Source organism: Thalassospira sp., from assembly GCF_002709775.1.
Lineage (GTDB): Bacteria > Pseudomonadota > Alphaproteobacteria > Rhodospirillales > Thalassospiraceae > Thalassospira.
On sequence record NZ_PAQR01000016.1, the window covers coordinates 71048 to 89368 of the forward strand.

Sequence of the window (18321 nt, forward strand, 5' to 3'; positions counted from 1 at the left end):
AAAAACAGGCCACCGAAATTCGGTGGCCTGTTTCAATATCGGGGCAGATCGAACGGAATTAATGTTCGATGTCGCGCCAGATCTTGCGTTTCACCGCATACATCATCGCAGTCAGAACCAGCAGGAACAGGATTACTTTCATGCCCAGTGCTTTACGGGCTTCAAGTTCCGGCTGTGCCGTCCAGTTCAGGAACGCGGTGATATCGCGTGCATGCTGTTCCAGGGTCATCGGGGTGCCGTCCGTGTACTCGACCGCTTCATCATAAAGCGGCGGAGCCATGGAGATCTGATGGCCCGGGAAGTAGTGGTTGTAATACTTGCCGTCCGCAAGGTCGAAGCCCTCAGGTGCTTCTTCCTCATAGCCGGTCAGCAGGCCGAACACATAGTCCGGGCCACCCACACGTGCCTTGTTCATCAACGAAAGGTCCGGCGGAATGGCGCCGCCATTCGATGCCGCAGCGGCCTTTTCGTTCGGGAACGGAGACGGGAAGTAATCCGAAGCTACGCCCGGACGGGTGAACATGTCACCATCGTCATTCGGACCGTCTTCGATGTCATACTCCGCAGCAATCGCCTTGATCTGGTCTTCGTTGAACCCAATGCCTTCAAGGTTACGGAAGGCAATGAAGCGCAGGCTGTGACAGCCGGCACAGATGTTCTTGTAGACCTGGAAGCCACGCTGCAGCTGGGCACGGTCATAGGTGCCAAACAGACCCTGCCAGCTCCAATCCTGTGCCGCAGGTGCCGGCTGATCGCCGCCAGCAGCCTTGGCAACACCACCAGTGAATGCGGTTACCGCGAAGGCGGCAGCAATTGCGGTCAGTGCGAACTTACGCATTTGCACCCTCCTTCAAAACAGATTCGCTGATGCTTGCAGGAAGCGGTTTGGTTCGTTCAAGTTTTCCAACCAAAGGCATCACCACAAGGAAGTGTGCAAAGTAATACAGCGTTGACAGCTGACCCATCACGATGACTTTCAGACCCGGGATACCCAGGAAGTAGTCATCCGGTGCCTTCGCCCCGCAATAGCCGAGGATGAAGGTGTCGATCACAAACAGCCAGAAGAACCATTTGTAGACCGGACGGAATTTCGAGCTGCGAACCTTCGAGGTGTCAAGCCACGGAATAACGAACAGGATCACGATCGAGGCAAACATCGCCAGCACGCCAAGCAGTTTCGCCGGGATGCCAAAGATGGTGAAGTCGATCGACCGCAGGATCGCATAGAACGGCAGGAAGTACCATTCCGGCACGATGTGCGGCGGCGTGACCAGCGGGTTCGCCGGGATGTAGTTATCCGGGTGACCCAGGAAGTCCGGTGCAAAGAACACAAACGCCGAGAAGAAGATCAGGAACACGCCCATGCCGTACAGATCCTTGATCGTGTAGTACGGATGGAACGGAATGGCATCAGCCGGGGTCTTGATCTCAACACCGGTCGGGTTGTTCGAACGTACACTGTGCAGTGCCCAGACATGCAGGACAACAAGGCCCAGAATGACGAACGGCATCAGATAGTGCAGCGAGAAGAACCGGTTCAGTGTCGGGTTATCAACCGAGAAGCCACCCCACAGCCAGGTCACCAGCGGATCACCGATGATCGGGAAGGCAGAGAACAGGTTGGTAATAACCGTTGCACCCCAGAAGGACATCTGGCCCCACGGCAGGACATAGCCCATGAACGCGGTTGCCATCATCGCGAGCAGGATCAGGATACCGATCCACCACAGCATCTCGCGGGGTGCTTTGTATGACCCGTAATACAGGCCACGGAAAATGTGAATGAACACGCAGATGAAGAACATCGATGCGCCGTTCATGTGGATATAACGGATCAGCCAGCCATAGTTCACATCACGCATGATGCGCTCGACCGACTCAAAGGCCATATCGGTATGCGGGGTATAGTTCATCACCAGGAAAATACCGGTGAGGATCATCGTCACCAGAACAAAACCGGCCAGGGAACCGAAGTTCCACATATAGGACAGGTTTTTCGGTGTCGGATATTCGTATGCAGAGTGGTGCAGCATGGAGATGACCGGAAGACGGTCGTCAACCCATTTGACCACTTTGTTGTTCCACTGAGGTGCGCTCATAAACCTGCTCCTTACCCGATCCGGACCGACGTGTCGGTCAGGAATTCGTATTCCGGAACGACAAGGTTCAACGGTGCGGGGCCGCGGCGGATACGGCCCGACGTATCATAGTGCGAGCCATGGCATGGGCAGTACCAGCCATCATAATCACCACGGGTTTCGCCTGTGGCCGTGCCCATCGGAATGCAACCCAGATGGGTGCAGACGCCGACGACGATCAGCCACTCTTTCTTTTCGACGCGTGCATCGTCGCTCTGCGGATCGACGAGTTCATTCAATGCGACCTCGTTGGCCTCATTGATTTCGCGTTCGGTACGATGGCGGATGAAGACAGGTTTGCCTCGCCACATCACCTTAATTGCCTGGCCAACCGGGATGTTGGCCAAATTTACCTCAACCGAGGCAAGTGCGAGAACGTCCTTGGACGGGTTCATGCTGTCCACGAACGGCAACAACGCACACCCGACGCCAACGGCGCCGACTGCTGTGGTCGCCAAGGTCAGGAAATCCCTGCGGTTCTCGTCCGGCTGCTCACCGGATGAATGCACCGTTTGCGACATAATTAATCCCTCTTTCTGCCCCCAAAACAGGCATGCGGCCTAAAACAGGCATACGACCGATTTGGTAATGCGGAATGCCAAAACCAAGACTTAGGGCAAAACACTTGATTTTCCATTGATGAAAATCAAACAATTCCATTCCCAGAAGCCTTTAGACCTGTTTGAGGTCGTATACTAACAAAAAACCGGTTTGTTAAGGAGAACTTGGAGTTGCAATTTGTTTGCATTCAACTGGATCAAATGGTTTTGCGCTGCACAAATCGGTAAAACATAGCGTAAATGCGGGTATCAGGCCCTTTTATCAGCCAATGACTTGCGGCTTTAGTTTTTCATATTCCAAAAAAGTCTAATGGGGACGTTAACGGGTAATTATATGTCTGTAAGGACCACCCAGACTTCCCGATAAAAATTCGATTCCTGTTGTCTCTTTTCCCGAGTGGCCCGCCCTCGGCTTCTTCGCCTGTGGCGGATCACGCGACGCAATTGTTGGCAGGTTCGCTGCCACAGCGCCTTTGAAAATCCTATGTGACAGTGGGGTGTAAGTTTTCTTACATGTAGCGCAAGCGCAGCCTATCTAGGCGGCTCTCATTGCGCCCCGTACTGTTTTGCCAACAAGCCGGAGCATCAAGGCTCCCGGAAGAAAACAGTTTGGCAAAGGGTTAGAACTTCATGCAAAGCAAGGTCGTGGCAAGCGCAGTCCAGCACCAGCCGATTGAGTTGGGCAGCAGAGATGAAAATCTTGCTTTCATCCTTGGACAAATGCAGGTCGAGGCATCTCAGGGAAGCGACCTTGTCGTGTTTCCCGAAGCCGGCCTGACCAGCTTCTTCAAACATGAAGAAGGCGGTCTCAAGCGTCTGTGGAACGAAGGATCGGTCGATCTTGATGGTCCCGAACTTGCCGCCATTGCAGAAGCGGCCAAAACCCTTGGCATTTATACCGTGGTCGGGTTCAACGAACGCTCCTCGGTCGTCGGCACCATCTATAACAGTGCGGCCCTGATCGGCCCCGAAGGCATTGTCGGGGTGACCCGCAAACGCTTCCTTCCGGGGATCGAGAAGCTTTATTACACGCCGGGCAACCGCCACGAGACTTTTGAATGTGCGCTGGGCCGCATCGGCATCGTCATCTGTTACGAAACCCTGTTCCCGGAAATTGCGCTCGAGCATTTCAAGCAGGGTGCAGAAATTCTTGCAGTCACTTCGTCCTTCTGGTCGGGCGGCTCCAAGGGCGGGGCAGGTGACCCTGTCACCAAAAAGAAATTCTGGGAAAGCGTACCGACTGTAACCGCGATCCAGAACCAGGCCTTTGTCGTTTCCTGCAACGCATGTGGCTTCCTTGATCTGGGCAAAAAGGTCGGCACCTGGGAGCGCCTTGGCCTCAGCCAGATCGTCTCACCGAATAACGGAATACTCGTCCAAGCCGGACAGTTCGCAGCCGAAACCATTCGTGCCGAACTGGATGTCAACGATCTGGTCGAATCCAGATCCAATTATCCCCTGATGGCAGATCGCCTTCGGGGACAAGAACTGGTCTAACAACCAGCAAAAAATCAGGTATCCTTTCAATACGGAGGCATCAATGAACACCATGTTCAAATCGGCGGCTGTGGCCGCAATCGCAGTGGCAGGTCTGGGGGGACAGGCCATGGCACAGGAATTCACCCTTACCTTCGGGCATGTGCTGATGGAAGACACGCCCAATGGCAAGGCCGCACGCGCATTCGAAAAAGAGGTCGAGGAAAAATCCAACGGCCGCATCGAAATCAATGTCATCCCGGCCGGTGGCCTTGGTGGTGACGTCGACATTATCGAGCAGCTGCAGAACGATCTTGTCCAGATCGCCATTCCGCCGACCGCAACCCTTGGCAACTTCGAGCCGAAGCTGCAGGTTCTCGATCTGCCGTTTATCCTGCCAAGCGACGAAATGATGGCCAAGGTTCTTGATGGCGATGTTGGTCGTTCCATCCTTGATACCCTTGATCAGCACGGCATGCATGGCGTGAACTTCTGGGGGGCCGGTTTCCGTCAGATCACCAACAATGTTCGCCCGATCACCACGATCGAGGATCTGGCAAGCATCAAGATGCGCACCATGCAGGCCCCGGTCATCCTGACCCAGTATAACGAATGGGGTGCAAACCCGACCGCCATGGCCTTTGCCGAAGTTTATAGCGGCCTGCAGGCTGGCGTTGTTGATGGTCAGGAAAACCCGATCGCCAACATCGTTGCCATGAAGTTCTATGAAGTTCAAAACTACATGACCCTGTCCTCGCACGCCTATCACGGCTATGCCGCCGTCATGAGCGAAAATGCCTGGAACTCGCTTCCCGATGATCTGCGTCCGATCGTGGTCGAGGCGTTTGACAATGCCCGCGACCTTGCCCGTCAGCTGACCAACGAATATGAAGCAGACCAGATCGCGAAAATCAGCTCGGACATCGAAGTCTATCGTCTGTCGGATGCTGAAAAAGATGCCTTCATCAAAGGAAGCTTTGCCGTTCACAAGGCCTTTGAAGATGTTGTCTCGGCCGAACTGATCAATTCGATCTACGAAGTGACCGGTGCGGGCCCGAACTAAGGCACACACATAGGTAATATTGGCCGCCTTGTGGGGATTTTCCCGCAGGGCGGCTTTTTGACAACGGGATGGCAACATGTTTGACAAGATTGACAAGGCCCTTTCCCGCCTTGAAGACGGGTCGATGATATTTCTGATGGCGCTGGCGATTTGCCTGACATTCGTTCAGGTGGTCATGCGCTATGTGTTCAACGCGCCGATTTACTGGGCCGAAGAAGTCGTTCTTTACGCCATCATCGTCATGAGTTTTGTCGGCATCAGCATCGGCATCCGGCTGGGCAGCCACATCTCTGTCGATCTGCTGGATGCGCTGGTCCCCGAACGTCATGTTTCGGTGTTGCGCCTGATCGCGATTGTGTTGGGTATCCTGTTTGCCCTCGCCCTGATGTATTTCGGCGGGCAATTGTTCCTCAATACCCTTAATCGCGGGCAGCTTTCCCCGGCCTTGCGCATCCCGGTTGCGACGATCTACGCCATCATCCCGATTGCCGGTTTCCTGTCGGTGTTTCGTTATGTCAATGCGTTGCGCGCGCTGCTTCAGGGCAAGTCGATCACGCAATCCGAAGACAACCTTCGCGCCATGTAACCCGCACCTGAGGGTGCTTTGACGGTTACATCAAGGGAATAAAAATCATGCTACCAGGACTTTTGATTTCATTTGGCGGGCTATTGCTTTTCGGATTGCCGATCTTTGCCGCACTGGCCTTTGCCGTGGTTGTCGCAGTCGGCTTCTGGGGGCCGTTTGATCCGGTGATTGTGCCGATGCGCATGTTTGCCGGCATGAACAACTTTTCGCTGATGGCGATCCCGTTCTTCATCCTTGCATCCGAACTGATGCGGATCGGGGGGCTGTCGCAACGCCTTGTCGATCTTGCCACTGTGCTGGTCGGCTGGATCCCCGGCGGCATTGCCGCGGCAACGGTGCTGTCCTGCCTGTTCTTTGGTGCCATTTCCGGCTCCAGCCCGGCGACCGTGATCGCGATTGGCAGCATCATGTTCCCGGCCCTGATTGCTGCGGGCTATGACAAGTTCTTTTCCATCGGTCTGATCACTGTTGCAGGCACCTTGGGGCCAATCGTCCCGCCCAGCATCGGTCTGATCATTTATGGTTCTGTCACCGGGGCCTCGGTCGGCAAGCTGTTTGCCGGCGGTGTTGGTCCGGCCCTTCTGATTGGTGGGCTTCTGATCGCGTCCTGTGTGCTGTTTGCCATCAAACGCAACTATCCGCGCGAAGCCATGCCGACCCGTGCACAGTTCGTAACCGCTTTCCGGCGTGCGGCCTGGGGGCTTGGCCTGCCGGTTCTGCTGCTCGGCGGTATTTACAGTGGCGTCTTCACACCGACCGAGTCTGCGGCAGTTGCCTGCATGTATGGCTGGTTTGTCGGGGCCGTGATCTATAAGCAGATCGGGTTTGCCGAACTGAAATCCATCCTGAAGTCATCGGGCGCAATTGCCGCCACCCTGCTTCTGATTACCGCAGGTGCATCGGCCTTCTCATGGCTTCTGACGATCACAGGCGCCCCGGGCAATCTGTCCTCCCAGGTGCTGGGCAGCACAAGCGATCCGTTCACGGTCGCGGCCCTGTTTAACATCGTCATGCTGGTGACCGGCTTCTTCCTTGATAGTGCCTCGGCGATCATCGTGCTGGCACCGCTGTTGCAGCCGATTGCAGCCCAGGTCGGGATCGACCCGGTTCACTTTGGTCTGATCACGGTGGTCAATTTCTCGGTCGGGATGCTGACCCCGCCGGTGGGCTTGAACCTGTTTGTCGCGATGGGCGTTTCCAAGATGACGTTGCGCGATGTGCTGCGCGGCTGTCTGCCCTTTATCGGCATCATGATCGTTGCCCTGATCCTGATCACCTATGTGCCATGGATCACCACCTGGCTTCCCGATCTGATCTATGCGCAATAGACCCGATCATAACGGATGACAAAACGGGGCGTGCCAGGCATGCCCCGTTTTTCTTTGCGATCAGTTGCCTTCATAAAACAGCCGGTGGTCCTTTTGTGTGGTTTCCAAAAGGAACTTCCACACCGACAGATGCCCGGGGAACCGGTGCAGATCACTTGATGATGAAATCCAGTATTTCCGCGCAAAGGCGATTTCCGGGCACACCCGCACCAGATTGAAATCCGACGTCAGATAGATCGGAAAAATCCCCAAGCCCAGGCCCGCCGCCGTCGCATAAAGCTGGGAAACCATGCTCGTACCACGAAACGCGTATTTCAGATTGGCCGAAAGTTCCTCGTGGTAATTCAGCGTCTGGGAAAAGATATGATCGCGCACATAGCCGACCCACATGTGATCAAGCACATCCTGCGATCCCTTAAGCGGCCCGTGTTCGTCGATATATCCCTGACTGGCATAGATGCCCAGTGTGTAGGGGGTCAGAACCTTTTTGATGATGTTCTCACCTTCAGGCTCTTCGAGCGTCACACAGATATCGGCTTCGCGGTTGGTAATGCGCGCCTGCTTGGGCAGCGACGCCAGCTCGAAATCAATGTTCTGGCCCTTAAGCCAGTTTGAAAGCTTCTCCGCCAGATAGCCGTTACCAATGCCCTCAACCACACCAACCCGGATTTTAAGCCGCGGCGTGCTGTCCTTGGTTTGCCCGGCAAGCGCAAGGCGCAACTGCCGTTCGCATTCAAGCGCATAGCCCGCAAGGTCGCGCCCATCGCGCGTCAGCTTGTAGCCCGTCTTGTCTTGTGAAAACAGGCGCACACCCAGATTGTTTTCCAGATTGGAAATGCGCGCCTTGACCGTAACGCGTGAGGTATCAAGAACCCGTGCCGCCGCCGAAAGTGTCCCTTCACGTGACAACACCAGAAGGTGTTTCAGATCATCCCAGTTAAGGTCGAAATGCGGTTCCTGCAAAGATCACGTTCCTGAAAATTCAAAGGCCTGCGTATCTCGACAAACCCCGTCGGGCATGTGCTGTAACGCATGCCCAAACATAGCCCAATGACCCCTGATATGAAACAGGATTGAATGAAAACGCGCGGTGTTTCGCGCCGTTTTGTCCCACCGTTGGGGCGGTTCTGTGATCTCGATTTCAATCGTTCAAATTATTGCCGCAACGTCTGGCAGACCGGTGCCCAAATGGGGTACAAGAACCGCAACGGACCCGCTATCCCTTCCCGGCATGTGACAGGCCTTATGAGAATCTGCTTATTCGAACCCGACATTCCGCAAAATACCGGAACGATCCTGCGCATGGCCGCCTGCTTTGGTCTGCCGGTCGATATCATTGAGCCCTGCGGGTTTCTTCTGACCTCGGGCGCACTCAAGCGTGCCGGGATGGATTATCTCGAAAAGGCCGATTATATACGCCATGCCGACTGGCGTGCCTTTGTCGAAGCCCGCGAAGACGGAACAGTGCCGGGCCGTCTGGTGTTGCTGACGACCAAGGGGGCCGAACCCTATTGCGATTTTGAATTTCGCGCCGATGATATCCTGATGCTCGGTTCCGAAAGCAAAGGGGTGCCTGATCAGGTGCATGATTATGTCGATGCCCGCGTCGTCATTCCAATGCAGCCACAGATGCGATCACTGAATGTCGCCATGGCAACCGCAATGACACTGGGCGAAGCGCTCAGACAAACAAACAGTTTTCCAAAGAGGGTGGAATGAACAGCACGGACAAAAACCTGATCGAACAGCACAAGGAAACCGCACGCCTCTGGTTCCGTCAGCTGCGCGATGAAATCTGTGCCAGTTACGAGGCCCTCGAAGACAGCTATGAAGGTCCGCTTTCCGATCGCGCCCCGGGCCGGTTCGAACGCACCGCGTGGGAACGCGGCGAAAACGAAGGTGCTAGTGAAGGTGGGGGCGAAATGTCGGTCATGAAGGGCCGGGTGTTTGAAAAGGTCGGGGTCAATATTTCGGTCGTGCATGGCGAATTTTCCGAAAAATTCCGCAAGGAAATCCCCGGTGCCGATGAAAACCCGAACTTCTGGGCTGCGGGCATTTCACTGGTCGCCCATCCGTGCTCACCGCATGTGCCCGCCGTGCACATGAACACCCGCCACATCGTCACGACCAAGGCATGGTTTGGCGGTGGTGCCGATCTGACCCCGGTTTTCCCCAAGGATCAAGACACGGCTGATTTCCACGCAGCGCTGAAAGCCACCTGCGATGCCCATGGTGATGACTATTACGACCGCTTCAAAAAATGGTGCGATGAATATTTCTTCCTGCCGCACCGTAATGAACCGCGCGGCGTTGGCGGGATTTTCTATGATTACCTTGATGCCGATTGGGATAAGGATTTCGCCTTTACCCAGGATGTCGGGCGTGCTTTTCGCGATATCTATCCCGAACTGGTCAAGCGCCACTACAACAAATCCTGGACCGATGATGAACGTCGCGCCCAGCTGATCAAGCGCGGCCGCTATGTCGAGTTCAACCTCCTCCATGATCGCGGCACGCGCTTTGGCCTGATGACCGGCGGCAACACCGAAGCCATCCTGATGTCGCTCCCGCCCGAAGCAAACTGGCCGTAACCCAGATTACCAACCTTGGCAGACGCCTCGCCTCGCCTTGGCTTGGTTAGTCAGCGCTTTCTCAAAAGGATTCCTAGATGCGGCTTTGCGCCACCATTCTGTTGCGTTTCGCGACAACGATCGTTCTTGGGCTGAATTTGTACGGTTTTGCCTCCGCCGATACCTTGCGATCAGAGCTTGCCTATACGGTTACGCAGATCGAAAACCGACTTGATGCGCGGGTGGGCATCGTTCTTTTGAATACCGCAACCGAGGAGACATGGTCTCACCGCCCCCATGAGCGTTTCTTGATGAACAGCACGGTCAAAGTGCCAATCTGCGGTGCTATTCTGGCGCAAAGTGACAAGGGGGCGCTATCATTGTCTGAAGCTTTGCCGATCCGCGAAGCCGATCTGCTGTCTTACGCGCCGGTGACGTCAAAGCGTGTTGGCGAGAACATGATCATTTCCGATTTGTGCCTTGCTGCCCTCGACATGAGCGACAACACTGCGAGCAATCTTCTCCTTAAGCGTTTGGGTGGCCCGGATGCCGTCACAAACATGTTTCGCAATACCGGTGATACGGTCAGTCGTCTTGACCGGTTCGAGCCCGACCTGAACACTTTCGTACCCGGTGATCCACGTGACACCACAACGCCAGCGGCAATGGCCGCTACATTGCGCAAGCTTTTCCTGGAGGATGCATTATCGCCGTCCTCAAGGGTTCAACTTGCGGACTGGACAAGTCGTGGGGCTGTTACCGGAGACCTTTTGCGCGTGCATGCTCCTGCCGGTTGGGAAATTTTCGATAAATCCGGCAGCGGAGACAAAACGCGCAACATCGTTGCACTGGTTAAGCCAGTTAACGAGCAGCCCTGGATTGTCTATATTTTTATCTCGGATGCTGATGCGGACTTTTCAACGCGAAACGCAGCATTGAAGGAGCTTTCCGCTGCTGTCATGGTCGAGATCGGCGGCTGAGGCTATGTGTTGTCGAATGCGCGAAGCGAATTGGCCATGGTCCCTAAGCGCATGTTTCATGTGATTAGAGGATGTTAAGCCGGAGGATTACCGGGCGTTTCAGTGGTTTCGAACCTGGACTGCCCGGTCAGGCCTGTCTTGGTCTGCTCGTGCCAGTTTGTCCGCGGGATACCCGATGAGTCGACAAGGTCACGCAGACGTCGGATATCGCGGACGGGAGATACCCCGAACATTCGGGAATATTCCCGGCTGAATTGGGACGGGCTTTCATAGCCAACTTCAAAGGCGGCACTGCTGGCGTTGAGTTTGTCATTAAACATAAGCTGACGCGCCTCAAGAAGCCGGATCTGTTTAAGATATTGCATCGGGCTCATGCCGGTGACGGCCTTGAAATGTTCGCGGAAGGTTGATGAGCTCATATGCGCCATCCCCGCCAGATCGCCCGATGTAAAATCATCTGCAAAATGGTTCTTAAGCCAGGACAGGATCCGCATGATTTTTTGCATCGGTGAATCCGATGTAATGATTTGGCGTAAAGTCGGTCCATAAGGCCCGTGCAATAGCCGGATCATGATTTCCTGACGAATGATCGGAAAAAGCTGCTTTGCAAGGTCGGGGCTGTTGTGCAAATCGACGAGGCGTTCAACCGCGTTGGCAATACCGGCATCAATTTCCATCGTGGGCACGGTATTGCAATGATTTTTGCTTTCGGCCGGAAGCGGTCCTGTTTCGGCTGCCAATTGCGTCATCTGCTGAAGGTCAAGATGAACGAAGATGCCAAGAAACGGTGCGTCTTTTCGGGCCCGCGTAATAGATGTGATCACCGGAAGTTCGGCCGGTGATAACAGGCATCCGCCAGCTTCCATCTCATAGGTTTTTTCGCCGACCATGATATTTTTACTGCCGCTGAGCGTCATGCCCAGACCGAAAAAATACATGCAGGGCAAGGCGGCAACCGGCGCACTGTTGCGAAAAAGCTGAATCTGCCCATCAAGGATGGACAAGGTGCCATCTTCCTTGGCGATATCCGATACTTTGTGCACAAGTTCCGTAACGTTGACAGACATGGCCAATGTGTCCTGTTTCCTGATTTTCCGGGATGTTCATTTAACGTCAGCTGTTCGTTTTGAACACACCTGACACTTCGGCATAACGATCATTCGGCGTTTTGGGCAATCATAACCGCACAACTGGCAAACCGGAAGTCGGACGGGCTGGTAATGTGCCTCCATTCACTTTGATGTCGGTATTCCGGCATCCCACCAATGGAGAAAATCGTGATGAACGTTTTGATCATCAATGGCCACATGCTCTATGTGGGCTGGTCTACGGGCAGCCTGAACGCCCATCTTGTCGATGTCATGAGCGGTGAATTCACCGCGCAAGGCCACACCGTTCGCCATACCGTCATTGATCAGGGATATGACCCCGAGACCGAGGTCGAAAAACATGACTGGGCGGATCTGATTATTCTGCAAGCCCCGGTCAATTGGTTTGGCGCGCCCTGGACGCACAAGAAATATCTGGACGAGGTCTTTAACGCGGGGCTGGCAAGCCAGACCTTCATGGTCGATGACGGTCGTTCGCGCAGTGACCCGTCCCTGCAGTATGGGACAGGGGGAAAGATGCAGGGCAAAAAATTCATGATCTCGCTGACATGGAATGCCCCGGCAGTGGCCTTTGGTAACCCGGATCAGTGCCTGTATCAGGGCAAGGATGTTGACGATGCCTTTGTGCATATTGCAGCGTGTTATCGCTTCTGCGGTGTCGAAACCGTGCCGTCATTTTCCTGCCATGACGTGCTTAAGGCGCCAGAAATCGAAAGCGATATCAAAAGGCTCAAGGCGCACCTTGATACCCATTTGGGTCTTTATGCCGGTTCGCTTTCGCCTGCCGTGCCGGCCTGACCGGATCTTTCATTTCAATATGATGGTTTGTATCCCCGCCAAACAAGGGCGGGGATACGGCTTTTGGGGCTGCCGATCAGGCCCCCCGCGCGGCGAAAATCCGCCCGATGGTATTGAGCAAAATCTGCGCTGCCAGAATGGCGGTTGTTCCGGTGTGATCGTAATCCGGGGCGACTTCGACCAGGTCAATGCCAACGATATCGCCTCGCTTGGCAAGGCCAGCGATGATTTCCAGTACGTCGTAATACAGGAACCCGCCATGGCTGGGGGTTCCTGTACCCGGTGCGATGGATGGATCAAACCCGTCAATATCGATCGTCAGGTAATAGCGTTTCCCGGCCGGAATGCGTTCGAGCACACCTTCAACACCAAGCTTGCGAACCTGGCGCACTGAGAGGATGTCTGATCCCTGTTCACGGGCATAGTCATATCCTTCCTTGGCGGTGGAGGACACATTGCGAATGCCAAGCTGGGTCATGCCCGTGACCCACGGCTTTTCAATTGCACGGCGCATCGGGTTGCCATGTCCATTGCGCACCCCGTGGCGTTCATCAACGAAATCAAGATGGGCATCAAACTGCACGACATGCACCGGTTCCTGTTCGGAAAAGGCATTGATGCAGGGAATGTTGATCGAATGATCACCGCCCAGAACAACGGGCAGGGCGCCGGCCGCCAAAATCTTGCGCACGCCGAACTCGATATTGGCGTGGCTGTTGATCGTGTCGGTATGAATGATGTCGGCATCGCCAATATCGACCATCCGGACCCCTTCAAGATAGGTCACGTCATCTTCATGGTCATAGGCCCCGGCATGGCCAAAGGCAAAAAGGGTCGATGCCTCGCGAATGCCACGCGGGCCAAACCGCGCACCGGATCGCCATTGGGTGCCGAAATCAAACGGCGCGCCAAGAATGGCGACATCCGCATCAATCGCATCCCAATTCTCGACATAGGGGCTTTTGGAAAAGGTCGAAATGCCAACGAAAGGCAGGTTCAACCGCCCGCTGTTATAACCATGCTCTGTCATGAAAAATCCCCTGTCGATTGTGGTGTGCGCGAACCATCACTCTAGGGAACACTGCGCGGCGGATACAGCAAAAGAATGAATGCCGATGGCAATCAGGTTTCGTTGGTCAGCCAATCAAGCAGCGTGGTTGTCGTGTCGCTGACAGATCGGCTGGGCACGACCCAGTATCCGCGATCCGGTCGGCTGACTTCCGAACCCACTGCGACCAGCGACCCTTGCTCGATATGATGGTCAATCAATCCCCGCCAGCCCAGCGCCACGCCCTGTTCGGCAAGGGCGGCCTGAATGACAAAGCCATAGGTGTTAAGCCCCAGATCCCCTTGCGCTGGTTTGCGGGTAATCCCGTGATCGGCAAGCCAGCTTTCCCACGTCAACCAGCGTGATTTACCTGTCACTTCCAGATGCAAAAGGGGTGCTCTGGCAAACTGGGCTGGATCATCAAACGGCCCGTATCGCTCAAGGAACCCGGGCGTGCAGACCGGTACCACCCTTTCCGGGATCAGAAGCTGTGCCGTTTCGGGGAAATCGTCGGCGCCGCCAAACAGCATGGCTGCATCGGTTTCACGGCCAAGTTCATCATCAAGGCCTTGGGAGGCGATGATATGGACTTCGGCCTCGGGATGCAGGCGGCGGAAATCGGTCACGCGTGGCATCAACCAGAAGGCCGCGAAGCCGAAATCGGTAAAGATGCGCACCGCATGATCTTGCGAAGACCGCCGGGTATCACGCACCGCCTTGTCGATATGCTCGACACTGCTTTGCACGGCCTCAAACAGGATTTCACCCGCATCGGTCAACCGGCTGCCGCCCTGGGATCGATGCAGCAATGAGACGCCCAACTGATCCTCGACCCGCTTGATTTGATAGGTCACGGCAGGCTGGCTTAATCCCAGCTCATTGGCCGCGCGCGTCAGGCTGCCCAGCCGCCCGACTGCTTCGAAAATTCTTAGCCATCCAATGTCGAGCGGTCTTTGCATTATAAAAATTCTTTATGAAAGTGATTAAAAAACACCGGGTTTCTTTGAGTGTTGATTTATGGATTTAATGTTCTTAACGAAGTTGCCGTCAAGCGGAATAACAAAAACACCCGACAAAACGCACCCGAAAAGGGGCAGGGGGTGAAGGCTGGCGCTGACGCAAATGAACGACCAAGGGGTGCTTTTATCGTCAAGACTGCCATCTCGGTGATGGCTGGATTGTCGCACCCCGATAAGGAGTGCTCGACTAAATGACGTCCCCGAATATCTTGATCCTGATGGCCGACCAGTTGAACGGAACCCTGTTCCCCGATGGTCCTGCGGAATTCCTTCATACGCCGCATTTGCGCAAACTCGCTGAGCGTTCGGCGCGTTTCCGCAACTGTTATACCGGCTCCCCGCTTTGCGCCCCGGGACGTGCATCCTTCATGGCGGGCCAGTTGCCCCATCGCACCCGGGTTTATGACAACGCGGCTGAATTTTCATCGGACATTCCGACCTATGCCCATCACTTGCGCCGCGCGGGATATTACACCTGCCTGTCGGGCAAGATGCATTTCGTCGGCCCTGATCAGCTGCACGGGTTTGAAGAACGCCTGACCACCGATATCTATCCGGCGGACTTTGGCTGGACCCCGGACTATCGCAAACCGGGCGAACGCATTGACTGGTGGTATCACAACCTGGGCTCCGTCACCGGTGCCGGTGTGGCCGAGATTTCCAACCAGATGGAATATGATGACGAGGTTGCCTACAACGCGACGCATAAGCTTTATGATCTGTCGCGCGGCCATGATGACCGCCCATGGTGCCTGACGGTCAGCTTCACCCATCCGCATGACCCCTATGTCGCGCGCAAGAAATTCTGGGATCTCTATGAAGATTGCCCGGAACTTGAACCGGATGTGGCGCCGTTTGATTTCGATGATCAGGACCCGCATTCCAAGCGTCTGATGCATGCCAGCGACTACACGGCTTTCGATATCAAAAAGGAAGATGTCCGTCGTTCACGGCAGGCCTATTTTGCCAACATCTCCTATATCGATGACAAGGTCGGTCAGATCATGGAGGTGCTTGAAACCACCCGTCAGCTCGATAACACCATCATCATCTTTGTCTCTGATCACGGTGATATGCTGGGTGAACGCGGCCTGTGGTTTAAAATGAGCTTCTTTGAAGGCTCGGCCCGTGTGCCGCTGATGATGGCCGGGCCAAACATAACACCGGGCCTTTATACCGATCCGGTTTCAAGCCTTGATGTCACCCCGACCGTGGCCGACCTTGCCGGCATTTCCATGGAAGAAGTCCAACCTTGGACCGATGGCATGTCGCTTTGTGGCATGCTTGCGGGCAAAGCCCGCACCGAGCCGGTCCTGATGGAATATGCTGCCGAGGGCTCCTATGCCCCGCTGGTTTGTATCCGCGAAGGCAAATGGAAATACACCTATTGCACGCTTGATCCCGAACAGCTTTTCGATCTTGAAGCCGATCCCAAGGAACTGACCAACCTGGCAGCCGATCCGGCCTGTGCCGATCAGATGGCAGCGTTTCGTGCGCAGCGCGATGCGCGCTGGAACCTTGAAGCCTTTGATCAGGCGGTTCGTGAAAGTCAGGCACGTCGCTGGATCGTTTACGAGGCGCTTCGCAACGGCTCCTACTTCCCGTGGGATTATCAGCCGCTGCAAAAGGCGTCCGAACGCTACATGCGCAATCACATGGATCTCAACGATCTCGAAGAAAACCAGCGCTTCCCGCGAGGGGAGTAAGAAGCAGCGTCGGCCAGCCATGTGGGACGGCTGGCCGGCGCTGCCTCAACTCGTGTGTCGAAACAGCTGAACAACCGAACACCGAACATCTGACTACCTGAAGTGCCGACCAGAAAGTGCCTAATCAAAGCCGCCTCGCAGTCCGGCTCGGGTACGGACCGCATGTTTGATCAGTCGTTACTCCGGGAGACCCCCGGCGCTGATCAGGGGCATAAACAACGAAAAGTTGGATACCCGAAACAGTGAGGTAAGCATGGACGACAAAATGAAGGTGGGGCCACTCGGGCCTTTCCCGCGGGTCAGCAAGCCGGTCTTTTCCGTCTCGGCCATCCTGATCGTCGGGTTCATCATATTCGGGGCGGTCTTTACGGAAACCGCAGGCGCGCTGTTCGCCGCCGCGCAATCCGTTATCGCCAACTATTTCGGCTGGTTTTTGATCATCGTTGCCAATCTGGCAGTGATCGTCAGCCTCTATCTCGCGATTGGTCCCTATGGACGCGTACGTTTGGGGCGGCAAACCGATGCCCCGGAATACGGGCTGTTTTCATGGACGGCGATGCTGTTTAGTGCCGGTATCGGGATTGGCTTGCTCTATTGGGGCGTGGCCGAACCGCTTTATCACTATTTCGCACCGCCAACGGCCGAGCCTGAAACGATTGCCGCGGCTGAGCAGGCAATGACGATTTCGTTCCTGCATTGGGGCATTCATGGCTGGGCGCTCTATTGCATTGTCGGTCTGTCGCTGGCCTATTTCCACTATCGCAAGGGCCTGCCGCTTTCGATCCGCTCCGCCCTTTATCCGATCATTGGTGAACGGATTTATGGCACCTGGGGTCATGTCGTCGATATCCTCGCCGTGTTTGGCACCATGTTTGGCATTGTCACGACCCTTGGTCTTGGCGTGATGCAGATCAGCTCGGGTCTGAATTCGCTGTTTGGTATCCCCGATACCATGCCGGTTCAGATTGTTCTGATTGCCATCATCACCGTGTTTGCCACCATCTCGGTCATGGTCGGGCTTGATGGCGGCATCAAGCGCATCAGTAACCTCAACATTCAGCTCAGCTTCGTTTTGCTGGCCTTCGTTCTGATTTCCGGGCCGACGCTTTTCGTGCTCGACAGTTTTGTCGAGAATGTCGGCAACTATATCAGCAATCTGGTCGTGATCAGCTTCTGGAGCGAAGCCTACACCGACACCAACTGGCAGGCTGGCTGGACGATCTTCTATTGGGCCTGGTGGGTGTCGTGGTCGCCGTTTGTCGGCATCTTCATTGCCCGCATTTCGCGCGGTCGTACGGTGCGTGAATTCACCCTTGGGGTGCTGTTCATCCCGGTCGTCATTCTGTTCTTCTGGTTTACTGCCTTTGGCGGGGCGGCGATCCATATGGAAATGGTTGGTGATCCGGGGCTGATCGAGGCGACCAAGGCAAGCTACGGCAGTGCGATCTTCAAGCTGCTGGAATTCATGCCGTTTACCAAGTTTGTCACGACCGTTGTCATCGTCATGATCGTCATCTGGTTTGTGACCTCGTCTGATAGTGGCTCGTTTGTCATCGACATGCTGACCGCCGGGGGTGACGCCAACCCGCCGCGCATTCAGCGCCTGTTCTGGGCAACGACCGAAGGCGTGATTGCGGCGGTCCTTCTGGTCGCTGGGGGGCTTTCAGCCCTGCAGGCTGCGGCCGTGGTGGCGGGCTTCCCGTTTGCGGCTGTCATTCTGGTCATGATGTATGGGTTGTTGCGTGGCCTTGGTCGCGACTCACTCGTGCTCTATCGCTACAAGCAGTGGTACGAGACCGAGCACGAGGCCGACCATAACCTGCCCGATGCCTATGTCGACGAGACTGAACTCCCTGATGTTCATCCCGGCCCGACATTCACGGCACCGGACGCGGCAAAGTAGCCCCGTGAAACCTTAGACATTCTCACCAGAATGCAAT

At 55.3% G+C, this 18321-nt stretch carries 18 protein-coding genes; 10 read left to right on the forward strand and 8 right to left on the reverse strand.

From position 1 onward, the window contains the following. Positions 1–58: 58 nt before the first annotated feature. The 4 genes from CMO10_RS08130 to CMO10_RS08145 are packed head-to-tail and all read right to left on the reverse strand — an operon-like array spanning position 59 to position 2798. The gene (locus CMO10_RS08130; RefSeq protein ID WP_297020555.1) at positions 59–838 is read right to left on the reverse strand and encodes a cytochrome c1; all 780 of its coding nucleotides are present in this window, start codon (positions 836–838) and stop codon (positions 59–61) included. After that, positions 831–2099 carry a cytochrome b gene (locus tag CMO10_RS08135; RefSeq protein ID WP_297020556.1) on the reverse strand — a complete coding sequence of 423 codons (1269 nt, stop codon included), beginning with the start codon at positions 2097–2099 and terminating at the stop codon, positions 831–833. Before CMO10_RS08135 ends, CMO10_RS08130 begins: the two co-directional genes overlap by 8 nt. 11 nt (positions 2100–2110) lie before the next feature. Continuing rightward, the gene (petA, locus tag CMO10_RS08140; protein WP_044827804.1) at positions 2111–2659 is read right to left on the reverse strand and encodes a ubiquinol-cytochrome c reductase iron-sulfur subunit; all 549 of its coding nucleotides are present in this window, start codon (positions 2657–2659) and stop codon (positions 2111–2113) included. Next, positions 2631–2798: a hypothetical protein gene (locus CMO10_RS08145; RefSeq protein ID WP_161794601.1), complete on the reverse strand. Its 168-nt coding sequence runs from the start codon at positions 2796–2798 to the stop codon at positions 2631–2633. The genes petA and CMO10_RS08145 overlap by 29 nt, the downstream gene beginning before the upstream one ends. Before the next feature lie 530 nt (positions 2799–3328). Between CMO10_RS08145 and CMO10_RS08150 the strand changes: the two genes are divergently transcribed. The 4 genes from CMO10_RS08150 to CMO10_RS08165 all read left to right on the forward strand — a co-directional run bounded on the left by CMO10_RS08150 (position 3329) and on the right by CMO10_RS08165 (position 7151). Then, entirely contained in the window at positions 3329–4195 is an 867-nt protein-coding gene (locus tag CMO10_RS08150) for a carbon-nitrogen hydrolase family protein (protein ID WP_297020559.1), read from the forward strand. Between the two features lie 43 nt (positions 4196–4238). After that, entirely contained in the window at positions 4239–5237 is a 999-nt protein-coding gene (locus CMO10_RS08155; protein ID WP_297020561.1) for a TRAP transporter substrate-binding protein, read from the forward strand. Between the two features lie 76 nt (positions 5238–5313). Continuing rightward, positions 5314–5823 (forward strand): TRAP transporter small permease, encoded by a 510-nt coding sequence (locus tag CMO10_RS08160; RefSeq protein ID WP_297020563.1) that lies wholly within the window; start codon positions 5314–5316, stop codon positions 5821–5823. A gap of 47 nt (positions 5824–5870) precedes the next feature. Then, positions 5871–7151, forward strand: a complete 1281-nt coding sequence (locus CMO10_RS08165) for a TRAP transporter large permease (protein ID WP_297020566.1) — start codon at positions 5871–5873, stop codon at positions 7149–7151. A 60-nt stretch (positions 7152–7211) separates the two neighbouring features. Here CMO10_RS08165 and CMO10_RS08170 read toward each other — a convergent pair whose 3' ends face one another. Continuing rightward, a complete protein-coding gene (locus tag CMO10_RS08170; protein WP_297020569.1) occupies positions 7212–8114 on the reverse strand; it encodes a LysR family transcriptional regulator in 903 nt (300 codons plus the stop codon). Between the two features lie 282 nt (positions 8115–8396). Between CMO10_RS08170 and CMO10_RS08175 the strand changes: the two genes are divergently transcribed. From CMO10_RS08175 to bla, 3 genes are all read left to right on the forward strand, one after another. Next, on the forward strand, positions 8397–8870 hold the full coding sequence (locus CMO10_RS08175) for a tRNA (cytidine(34)-2'-O)-methyltransferase (RefSeq protein ID WP_297020572.1): 474 nt from the start codon (positions 8397–8399) through the stop codon (positions 8868–8870). After that, positions 8867–9742, forward strand: coding sequence for an oxygen-dependent coproporphyrinogen oxidase (gene hemF, locus CMO10_RS08180; RefSeq protein ID WP_297020577.1), 876 nt, complete (start codon positions 8867–8869; stop codon positions 9740–9742). Before CMO10_RS08175 ends, hemF begins: the two co-directional genes overlap by 4 nt. A 77-nt stretch (positions 9743–9819) precedes the next feature. Continuing rightward, positions 9820–10701: a class A beta-lactamase gene (gene bla / locus CMO10_RS08185; RefSeq protein ID WP_297020580.1), complete on the forward strand. Its 882-nt coding sequence runs from the start codon at positions 9820–9822 to the stop codon at positions 10699–10701. A gap of 74 nt (positions 10702–10775) precedes the next feature. On the opposite strand, the gene CMO10_RS08190 is transcribed toward bla, so the two are convergent. Further along, positions 10776–11768, reverse strand: coding sequence for an AraC family transcriptional regulator (locus CMO10_RS08190; protein ID WP_297020582.1), 993 nt, complete (start codon positions 11766–11768; stop codon positions 10776–10778). Between the two features lie 213 nt (positions 11769–11981). On the opposite strand from CMO10_RS08190, the gene CMO10_RS08195 reads away from it, so the two are divergent. Beyond that, positions 11982–12608, forward strand: a complete 627-nt coding sequence (locus CMO10_RS08195; RefSeq protein WP_297020585.1) for an NAD(P)H-dependent oxidoreductase — start codon at positions 11982–11984, stop codon at positions 12606–12608. Between the two features lie 76 nt (positions 12609–12684). Here the strand turns inward: CMO10_RS08195 and speB are convergent, their stop codons facing one another. Then, entirely contained in the window at positions 12685–13638 is a 954-nt protein-coding gene (gene speB, locus CMO10_RS08200) for an agmatinase (RefSeq protein WP_297020587.1), read from the reverse strand. A gap of 92 nt (positions 13639–13730) precedes the next feature. Continuing rightward, entirely contained in the window at positions 13731–14615 is an 885-nt protein-coding gene (locus tag CMO10_RS08205) for a choline sulfate utilization transcriptional regulator (protein ID WP_297020590.1), read from the reverse strand. Between the two features lie 251 nt (positions 14616–14866). On the opposite strand from CMO10_RS08205, the gene betC reads away from it, so the two are divergent. Beyond that, on the forward strand, positions 14867–16381 hold the full coding sequence (gene betC, locus CMO10_RS08210) for a choline-sulfatase (RefSeq protein ID WP_297020593.1): 1515 nt from the start codon (positions 14867–14869) through the stop codon (positions 16379–16381). 253 nt (positions 16382–16634) lie between these two features. Then, positions 16635–18284 carry a BCCT family transporter gene (locus tag CMO10_RS08215; RefSeq protein WP_297020594.1) on the forward strand — a complete coding sequence of 550 codons (1650 nt, stop codon included), beginning with the start codon at positions 16635–16637 and terminating at the stop codon, positions 18282–18284. Positions 18285–18321: the final 37 nt, after the last annotated feature.